General features: G+C 69.9%; 7 protein-coding genes. 1 reads left to right on the plus strand and 6 read right to left on the minus strand.

All coding sequences use genetic code 11. The features are described 5' to 3' along the window. Positions 1-3 precede the first annotated feature (3 nt). From VGL30_RS11415 to VGL30_RS11440, 6 genes are read right to left on the minus strand one after another with little or no spacing between them, the layout of a single operon-like run. Entirely contained in the window at positions 4-627 is a 624-nt protein-coding gene (locus tag VGL30_RS11415) for a NeuD/PglB/VioB family sugar acetyltransferase (protein ID WP_331540006.1), read from the minus strand. A gap of 7 nt (positions 628-634) precedes the next feature. After that, entirely contained in the window at positions 635-1,396 is a 762-nt protein-coding gene (locus tag VGL30_RS11420) for an SDR family oxidoreductase (RefSeq protein WP_331540008.1), read from the minus strand. Further along, entirely contained in the window at positions 1,393-2,439 is a 1,047-nt protein-coding gene (locus VGL30_RS11425; protein ID WP_331540010.1) for a ketoacyl-ACP synthase III, read from the minus strand. The genes VGL30_RS11420 and VGL30_RS11425 overlap by 4 nt, the downstream gene beginning before the upstream one ends. Next, positions 2,439-2,660, minus strand: a complete 222-nt coding sequence (locus VGL30_RS11430; RefSeq protein ID WP_331540012.1) for a hypothetical protein — start codon at positions 2,658-2,660, stop codon at positions 2,439-2,441. The genes VGL30_RS11425 and VGL30_RS11430 overlap by 1 nt, the downstream gene beginning before the upstream one ends. A 15-nt stretch (positions 2,661-2,675) precedes the next feature. Further along, positions 2,676-3,686 (minus strand): ketoacyl-ACP synthase III, encoded by a 1,011-nt coding sequence (locus tag VGL30_RS11435; protein ID WP_331540014.1) that lies wholly within the window; start codon positions 3,684-3,686, stop codon positions 2,676-2,678. Then, positions 3,686-4,723 (minus strand): DegT/DnrJ/EryC1/StrS family aminotransferase, encoded by a 1,038-nt coding sequence (locus tag VGL30_RS11440; protein ID WP_331540016.1) that lies wholly within the window; start codon positions 4,721-4,723, stop codon positions 3,686-3,688. Before VGL30_RS11440 ends, VGL30_RS11435 begins: the two co-directional genes overlap by 1 nt. A gap of 606 nt (positions 4,724-5,329) precedes the next feature. Between VGL30_RS11440 and VGL30_RS11445 the strand changes: the two genes are divergently transcribed. Next, a partial coding sequence (locus VGL30_RS11445) for a HAMP domain-containing protein (RefSeq protein WP_331540018.1) occupies positions 5,330-9,791 on the plus strand: 4,462 nt, incomplete at its 3' end.

Below are 9,791 nucleotides of genomic sequence, written 5' to 3' on the forward strand. Positions count from 1 at the left end.
CGTTCAGAGCTTGCGGGCGGGCGCCGCGTAGACGGTCGAGCCCGCGGCCACGGTCCTGACCACCACGGCGCCGGCGCCGATGGTGCTGCCCTCGCCGACGCTGACCTTCGGCAGCACGCGCGCGCCGGTGCCGAAGAAGCACTTCGGCCCCACCTTCACGTAACCGGTCAGGTCCACATAGCCGCTCAGCGTGCTGTAGGCGCCGAGCTCGGCGTCGTGGCCGACGCTGGAATAGCCGTTGACGGTGGCGAAGTCGCCGACCTTGGCGTCGGCGGAGATGTCGGCGAACAGCGCGATCACCACGCCCTTGCCGATCCTGGCGGTGCTGGTCACCCAGGCCCGCGGATGGATCAGGGTGGCGAACTCGCCGCCGGCCGCCAGCAGCGTCCCGGCCACCGCGGCCTTGCCGGCGGGGTCGGTCAGCGCCATCACCAGCCGCTGCGACGGGTTTGGCCTGAAGTCGGCGACGCCGCCGAGCTGGGGCAGGTCGTAGCCCGCGGCCTGCAGCGGCCCGACCCCGTCGTCGATGTAGCCGGCGAACCGGTCGCCGGCGGGCAGGTCCGGCGTGAACCAGCCCAGGATTTCCCGGGCGAAGGCGCCGCCGCCGACCAAAACATAGTCCGTCATGTTCGCCTCAGTTCGCTACATAGCCGCCGTCGACCGCCCAGACCGCGCCGGTCACCCACCGGGCGGCCGGCGAAAGCAGGAACGCCGCCACCGCCGCCACGTCCTCCGGTTCACCGAAGCCCAGGAGATGGGCCTTTTCGTACTCGGCCAGGGCGGCTTCCGACAGGGTCCGCGCCAGCCGGTCGTGCATCGGCGTCCGGATCCCGCCGCCGGCGATGGCGTTGACCCGGACCTGTTTCGGCGCGAGCTCGCAGGCCAGGGCGCGGGTGAGGCCCTCGACGCCGGCCTTGGCGGCGGAATAGGCGGACATGCCCGGCCGCCCACGCGAAGCGGAGGCCGAGCTCAGGAAGACGATGGCCCCTCCCGGCCTCATGACCCCGGCCTTGCCCGCGGCGCGCCCGACGCCCAGGGCGCCCATCAGCGCGGCCCCGAACACCTCGTCGATGTGCTTCTGCCTGGTCAGCCGCACCGGCAGCACCAGCTCGACGCCGGCGCCGTGGAATATCCCGTCCAGCCCGCCGGCCGCCGCCGCCGCCGAGGCGATGAGCTCGCTGGCCCTTTCCGCGTCGTCGAGGTCGCCGACGACGCCCCTGTGGTCCGTCCCGGCCAGGCCCGCGACGGTCCGGTCCAGGCGCGCCTGGTCGCGGCCGAGGGCCACGACCCGCGCGCCGCACGCCGCCGTGGCCGCCGCCGCCGCGGCGCCCAGGCCGGACGACGCGCCGGTGACCAGGATGGTCCGTCCGGCCAGGGCTTCGGGCGACAGGCTCATAGGACGAGGGTCTCGGCGCAGGCCAGGGGCTGGGTGGTCATATAGGCTCCGCCCCAGGAATAGCCGACCCCGAAGCCGGCCATCATCAGCCGCAGCGGCTCGGCCGCCAGCCGGGCCGCCAGGTCCGTCGTCAGCACCAGCGGAATGGAGGCGGAGCTGGTGTTGCCGTAGCGGTCGATGTTGATCGGCGTCCGGGCCGCGTCGATCCCCGCCTTCTTGGCGATGTGGTTGAGCATGAAGCGGTTGGCCTGGTGCAGCACCAGGGCGTCCACCTCCGCAGGCTCCGCGCCGGCGCGGCCCAGGGTGTCGCGGATCAGCGCGGGCACGGCTTTCAGGGTGAACGAGAAAACCGCGCCGCCGTCCATGAACAGGTGGGCCGGGTCATAGCCCTCGGCCCGGCGGGCGTCCGGTTCGACGGCGCGGAAGCCGCCGCCCTGGACGACCAGGTTCCGGGCTCCGGCGCCGTCGGTCCCGAGCACGAAGTGGATCGGGGCGGCGTCCGCCGACGCTTCCAGCGCCGAGGCCGTGCCGGCGTCGCCGAACAGCAGGGCCGTGCCGCGGTCGCGCGGATCGATCATCCGGCTGCTGGTGTCGCCGGCCAGCAGCAGCACGCGCCGGCAGCCGGCCGATATCATCGCCGCGGCCAGCCACAGGCCGTAGACGTAGCCCGAGCAGCCCATCCCCACGTCGAAAGCCAGGCACCGCGGCGCAAGGCCCAGGGCGCCGTGAAGTTCGCAGGCCGTGGCCGGCAGGCGCTGGTTCGGCGTCTGGGACACGAAGATCAGGGCGTCGAGGCTGGCGGCGTCCCAGCCCAGCCGCTCGAGCAGCCGGCTCGCCGCGGCCTGGCAGAGGTCGCCGGTAGTCTGCGTTTGCGAGACCCAGTGCCGGGCTTCCACGCCCAGCATCTTCACCACGTCGTCGATGTCGTTCTGTGCGAACGCCGATCTGAAATGCTCGTTGGTCACCCGCCGGGCGGGCAGGGCGGAGACCACGCCGCGCAGGGCGGCGCCGGCCACCGAATAGCCGGGCGCGTCGGCGTCCATCAGCCCCGCGCCCTGGCGATAAGGGCCTCGATGTCGCTGACGGCCGCGCATTTCGCCAGCGCCGGGCCGTCCAGCATCAGGTTCTCGCATTCGTCCACCAGGGCGATCACCGAGACGATCGCCAGCGAGTCCCAGTTGTGGTCGACCAGGCTGAAGGCCCCGCCGATCTCGCCGGCGTCGACTTCGAAGATCTCCGCCAGGCCTTCGTAAAACGCGCTCATCGCGACCTCTTCACATCAATAACGCACGCAGGCGGCCGCCCAGGAATAGCCGACGCCGAAGCCGACGAGCATCGCCAGCCGTGTCCCCGAGGGTTGGCCGACCTGGCGCTCCAGGGCGATCGGGATCGTCGAGGACACCGTGTTCCCCCAGTCCTCGAACGCCACCACGAACCGCTCCGGCGGAATCCCCACCTTGCGGCGCAGCCGTTCCAGGATGAAGGCGGACGCCTGGTGGAAGACGAACAGGTCGATGTCCTCCAGCGTCAGCTTCGCCTCCGCCAGCAGCCTGCCGATCGCCTCGGGCACCGCCTTCAGCGTGAAGCCGACGATCGCCGCGCCGTTCATGTAGAGGTCGTCGGGGGTGCGGACGTTGCCGGAGTCGTCGGTCGTCTCCTCGGCGGTGTCCGCGCTGCGCGCGCGCCGGGCGCCGCCGGTCGGCACGATCAGGTTCGGTCCGCCGCGCCCGTCGGTTCCGAAGACGAAGGGCCCGATCATGGCGTGGTCGGCCTCCGCCGCCACGATCAGCGTCGCCGCGGCGCCGTCGCCGAACAGCGTGCGCACGCTCTTGTCGCCGGGATGGATGTACCGGGAATAGGTGTCGGCGGTCAGCAGCAGCACGCGGCTGGCCGCGCCGGTTTCGATCAGGCCCTTGGCCAGGGCCAGCCCATAGACGAAACCCGAGCAACCGAGGTTGAAGTCGAGCGCGCCGCAATCCTGGCGCAGGCCCAGCCGGTCCTGCAGCAGGCAGGCGGTGGTGGGCAGGATGTAGTCTGGCGCCTGGGTGCAGAACAGCAGGAAGTCGACGCTGGCCGGATCCACGTCCGGCTGCTCGAAAAGCCGCCGGGCCGCCGCATAGGCCAGGTCCGCCGCGGTCTCGCCCGGCGCCGCGATGCGCCGTTCGCGCACGCCGGTCTTTTCGAGGATCTTGTCGGCCGACCAGTCGGGATACAGCGCCGCCAGGTCGTCGTTGGTCAGTACGGCTTCGGGAAGGAAACTGGACAGCGCCTGGATCCGGGCGGTCCGCATCAGATGGCCCTGCCGACCGCGCCGGCGATCTGGCTGCAGGCGGCCTCGTCCAGGTCCACCGCGAACGGCAGGCCGAGGGTGGAGCGCGCCAGCAGCTCGGTGCTGGTCAGCGGCCCTCGCGGGCAGTCGGCGAACACCGGGCTGCGGTGGCAGCCGTCCCCCCACCATCGGCGGGTGTCGACGCCCTCGCCGTTCAGCGCCCGCTCGACCTCGGCCGTCGCGCCGTCCGGAAGGCGGACCATGCAGACGCTGGTCACCCAGTCCGCGCCCCAGCCCGGCTGGAACGAGACCTGCGGTGCGCCGGTGAACGCCATGCGCAGTAACTGGGCGGCGCGAAGATATCGCAGGCGGCTCGCCGGCCAGGCGTCGAGCGCGGCGTGGCCGACGGCGGCGGCGTATTCGTTGAGCTTGGCGTTGGTGCCCAGCCGCAGCGACTCCCGGCCGCCGCGAAACCCGAACGTGGTGGACTGCCGGACCCGGTCGACCAGTTCGGCATCGTGGCTCGCGAGGTAGCCGCCCTCGCCGATGCCCAGCACCTTGGTGGCGTGAAGGCTGACGACCAGCGGCAGGCGGGCGTCGCAGGCGGCGTCGAAGGCCGCCGCCGCGTCGATCAGCACGGGCGTGCCGGTCGCCTCGCGAAAGGCCTCCCATCGCTTGATGTCCGGCATGGCGCCGAAGGCGGAGACGGCGACCACCGCGCACACCCGTTCCGGAGCCGCGTGGAGCATCTCGGTCGCCGTTTCCGGGTCCAGCATCCACGTCGACGGATCCACATCGACGAAGTAGGGGACCAGGCCCGCCTCGACCACGGCCTGGGCGGTGGCGACGAAGGTCCAGGCGGGCATCATGCACAGGCCGCCCGCCGGCAGGTCCATGGCCTTCAGGGTCAGGGCCAGCATCTGCGTGGCGTTGACGCCCGTCACCGTGAGGGCGGCGCCCTGGAACCGCTCGGCCAGGCGCCGTTCCAGGTCCATGAGCAACGGCCCGAAATTCGAATACCAGCGCGCGTCGTCGATCCGGTGCAGGTACGGCAGCAATTCCGCCGCTCCCGGCAGCTTGGGGCGTGCAACCTGGATCGGCGGGGACGGGCCCTGGCCCGGGGCAGTCGCAGGCGTCCGCCGTTGAACAGTGCTCTTAGCGGCCACGCGAAGCTCCACCCGACGGACGAGGCTATTCGACCATGTCCGTGGTTAATGCGTGCTTACGTGGCCGGGGCGCCGTCGGCCTTGAGGGACCTCGGAGGCCACGAGACCTTCCGGCGTGAGGCCTTCGGGCGATCCGGATGACCACATCCCGGAAGCCGCATTTATTTTGTCGGAACCGGGAACCCGAGGTTCACGCCGGCGTTGACGCAGGTTGATTGGGAACCCTGGGGGGGCCGTCCTCATTATGTCGTGCGAACAGGGCCGTAGCCTGGCTCGCGCCGAGCGGCGGGCCGCTGGCGCCGATCCGCGTCCTGTCGGGCGGCTGCGGCCCGCAGGGTTCCGAGATCCCTTCCTACGACCGCTGGAAAAGAGGGTGTCCCGATGACTCCAGAGGACGCGACCCTGCTTGAAACGCCCCCAGGTTCGGTTGTGGGCAGCGGCGTCCCACTCGGCGCTATCGGGCTCAACGGGGTCGAGGCCGGCTCCGGTGCTGTAGACATGCACGGGCTGCTCGAAGCGCTGCAGGCGATGCGCGTGGGCGATTTCTCGGTGCGCCTGCCGAGCCATCTGGACGGCGAGGCCGGGCGCATCGCCGACGCGTTCAACGACATCGTGTCGGCCAATGCGCGGATGGCCCAGCAGCTCGATCGCGTCGGCGAGGTGGTCGGCCGGGAGGGCAAGACGCGGACGCGGGTCCGCTTCGGGCTCTCGTCCGGCGCCTGGGGCGACATGGAGGACTCGGTCAACACCCTGATTAACGACCTTGTCTGGCCGACGACCCAGGTCACCCGCACGATCTCCGCGGTGGCCAGGGGGGACCTGCTGCAGACGATGCCGCTCGACGTGGACGGACGGCCCCTGAAGGGGGAGTTCCTTCGCTCGGCCACCATCGTCAACGCCATGATCAAGCAGCTGAGCGTGTTCACCTCGGAGGTCACGCGGGTGGCCCGGGAGGTCGGCACCGACGGCAAGCTCGGCGGCCAGGCCCAGGTGGTCGAGGTGACGGGGGTCTGGAAGGACCTGACCGAGTCGGTGAACTCGATGGCCTCCAACCTGACGGCCCAGGTCCGCAACATCGCCGACGTGACGATCGCGGTGGCCAACGGCGACCTTTCCAAGAAGATCACCGTCGATGTCCGCGGCGAGATCCTGCAGCTCAAGGAAGCCATGAACACCATGGTGGATCAGCTGCGCTCCTTCGCCTCGGAAGTGACGCGGGTGGCCCGCGAGGTGGGCACCGAGGGCAAGCTGGGCGGCCAGGCCATCGTGCCGGGGGTGGCCGGCACCTGGAAGGACCTGACCGACTCCGTGAACGCCATGTGCGGCAACCTCACCGCCCAGGTCCGCAACATCGCGCAGGTGACCACCGCGGTGGCCCGCGGGGACCTGTCGCGCAAGATCACGGTGGACGTGTCCGGCGAGATCCTGGAGCTGAAGGAGACCATCAACACGATGGTCGACCAGCTCAACGGCTTCGCCGGCGAGGTGACCCGGGTGGCGCGCGAGGTCGGCACCGAGGGCCGGCTGGGCGGCCAGGCGCAGGTGCCGGGCGTCGCCGGCACCTGGAAGGACCTGACCGACAACGTCAATTCCATGGCCTCGAACCTCACCGCCCAGGTGCGCAACATCGCGGAAGTCTCCACCGCCATCGCCAGCGGCGACCTTTCCAAGAAGATCACGGTGAACGTTTCCGGGGAGATCCTGGAGCTGAAGGAGACCGTCAACACGATGGTCGACCAGCTGAACGCCTTCGCCTCGGAGGTGACGCGGGTGGCCCGCGAGGTGGGCACCGAGGGCCGGCTCGGCGGCCAGGCCAACGTGCTGGGCGTGGCCGGCACCTGGAAGGACCTGACCGATTCCGTGAACTCCATGGCCGGCAACCTGACGGCCCAGGTCCGCAACATCGCCGAGGTGTCCACCGCCATCGCCAACGGCGACCTGTCCAAGAAGATCACCGTCGACGTGAAGGGGGAGATCCTTCAGCTCAAGGAGACGATCAACACCACGGTCGACCAGCTGAACGCCTTCGCCTCGGAAGTGACGCGCGTGGCGCGCGAGGTGGGCACCGAGGGCAAGCTCGGCGGCCAGGCGCAGCTCAAGGGCGTGGCGGGCACCTGGAAGGACCTGACCGACTCGGTGAACTCCATGGCCTCGAACCTTACCGGCCAGGTGCGCAACATCGCCGAGGTGGCGACCGCCGTGGCCCGCGGCGACCTGTCCAAGAAGATCACGGTGGACGTGTCCGGCGAGATCCTGGGGCTGAAGGAAACCATCAACACCATGGTGGACCAGCTCAACGGCTTCGCCGGCGAGGTGACCCGGGTGGCGCGCGAGGTCGGCACCGAGGGCCGGCTGGGCGGCCAGGCGCAGGTGCCGGGCGTGGCCGGCACCTGGAAGGACCTGACCGATTCCGTGAACTCCATGGCCGGCAACCTGACGGCCCAGGTCCGTAACATCGCCGAGGTGTCCACCGCCATCGCCAACGGCGACCTCAGCCGCAAGATCACCGTCGACGTGCGCGGCGAGATCCTTCAGCTGAAGGAGACGCTCAACACCATGGTGGACCAGCTCAACCGCTTCGCCTCCGAGGTGACGCGGGTGGCGCGCGAGGTCGGCGCGGAGGGCAAGCTCGGCGGCCAGGCCAACGTGCCGGGCGTCGCCGGCACCTGGAAGGACCTGACCGAGAACGTCAACTCCATGGCCTCGAACCTCACGGGCCAGGTCCGGGCCATCGCCGAGGTGACCACGGCCGTGGCGCGCGGCGACCTGTCGCGCAAGATCACCGTCGACGTGCGCGGCGAGATCCTGGAGCTGAAAAACACCATCAACACCATGGTCGACCAGCTGAACGCCTTCGCCGGCGAAGTGACGCGGGTGGCGCGCGAGGTCGGCACCGAAGGCAAGCTCGGCGGCCAGGCGGAGGTGTCGGGGGTTTCCGGGACCTGGAAGGATCTCACTGACTCGGTGAACTTCATGGCCGGCAACCTCACCGACCAGGTCCGCAACATCGCCGACGTCGCCACGGCCATCGCCAGCGGCGACCTGTCGAAGAAGATCACCGTCGACGTGCGCGGCGAGATCCTTCAGCTGAAGGAGACCATCAACACCATGGTCGACCAGCTGCGCTCGTTCGCCGGCGAGGTGACGCGGGTGGCCCGCGAGGTCGGCACCGAGGGCAAGCTGGGCGGCCAGGCGAACGTGCCCGGGGTGGCCGGCACCTGGGCGGACCTCACCGACAACGTCAACCTGCTGGCGGCCAACCTGACCACCCAGGTCCGCAACATCGCCGAGGTCACCACGGCTGTGGCGCGGGGCGACCTGAGCCGCAAGATCACCGTGGACGCCAAGGGCGAGATCCTGGAGCTGAAGAACACCATCAACACCATGGTGGACCAGCTGAACGCCTTCGCCGGCGAGGTGACGCGGGTGGCGCGCGAGGTCGGCACCGAGGGCAAGCTCGGCGGCCAGGCGCAGGTGCCGGGCGTGGCCGGCACCTGGAAGGACCTGACCGACACCGTCAACGTCATGGCGGCCAACCTCACCGAGCAGGTGCGCGGCATCGTCAAGGTGGTGACCGCGGTGGCCGACGGCGACCTCAAGCAGAGCCTGACGGTGGCGTCCAAGGGCGAGGTCGCGGCGCTGGCCGAGACCATCAACAACATGACCGACACCCTGGCCACCTTCGCCGACCAGGTGACCACCGTGGCCCGCGAGGTGGGGGTGGAAGGCCGGCTGGGCGGCCAGGCGAACGTGCCGGGCGCCGCCGGCACCTGGAAGGACCTCACCGGCAACGTCAACCTGCTGGCCGCCAACCTGACGACGCAGGTGCGCGCCATCGCCGAGGTCGCCACCGCGGTGACCAAGGGCGACCTCACCCGCTCGATCCAGGTCGAAGCGCGCGGGGAGGTGGCGGAGCTCAAGGACAACATCAACACCATGATCGGCAACCTGCGGCTGACCACCGACCGGAACACCGAACAGGACTGGCTGAAGACCAACCTGGCCCGCTTCACCAACATGCTGCAGGGCCAGCGGGACCTGGACGCCGTGGGCCGGATGCTGCTGTCGGAGCTGGCCCCGCTGGTGGAGGCGCAGCAAGGGGTGCTCTATCAGGTCATGGCCGACGGCGAGCACGGCGAGCTCAAGCTGCTCGCCGCCTACGCCGACCATCCCACCGAAGGCTATCCGCCGCAGCTGGCCATCGGCGAGGGCCTGGTCGGCCAGTGCGCCCGCGACGGCCGGCTGCTGATCCTCAGCGACGTGCCCGGCAAGGTCGTCTCGATCCGCTCGGGTCTGTTCAAGGCCAAGCCGAAGAACATCATCGTCCTGCCCGTGCTGTTCGAGGGACAGGTGAAGGCGGTGATCGAGCTCGCGTCGCTGTCGATCTTCACCGAGCTGCAGCTGTCGTTCCTGGAGCAGCTCACCGGCGGCATCGGCATCGTGCTGAACTCCATCGAGGCCACGATGCAGACCGAGGGCCTGCTGACCCAGTCGCAGCAGCTCGCGGCCGAACTGCAAAGCCAGCAGACCGAGCTGCAGCAGACCAACGAGCAGCTGGAGCAGAAGGCCCAGCAGCTCGCCGAACGCAACGTCGAGGTGGAGGCCAAGAATCAGGAAATCGAGCAGGCCCGCCGCGCGCTGGAAGAAAAAGCGGCAGAGCTTGCGCTCACGTCGAAGTACAAGTCGGAATTCCTGGCCAACATGAGCCACGAGCTCCGCACGCCGCTCAACTCCATCCTGATCCTCGGCCAGCAGCTCGCCGACAATCCCGACGGCAACCTCAAGGCCAAGCAGGTCGAGTTCGCCCGCACCATCCACGGCGCCGGCACCGATCTGCTGACGCTCATCAACGACATCCTCGACCTGTCAAAGATCGAATCCGGAACGGTCACGGTCGAAGCGGAGGAGATCACCTTCGGCTCGCTGCGCGACAATGTCACCCGCACATTCCACCACCTGG

Origin of the sequence: Phenylobacterium sp., assembly GCF_036502675.1 — a bacterium.
Taxonomy (GTDB): Bacteria; Pseudomonadota; Alphaproteobacteria; order Caulobacterales; family Caulobacteraceae; genus Phenylobacterium.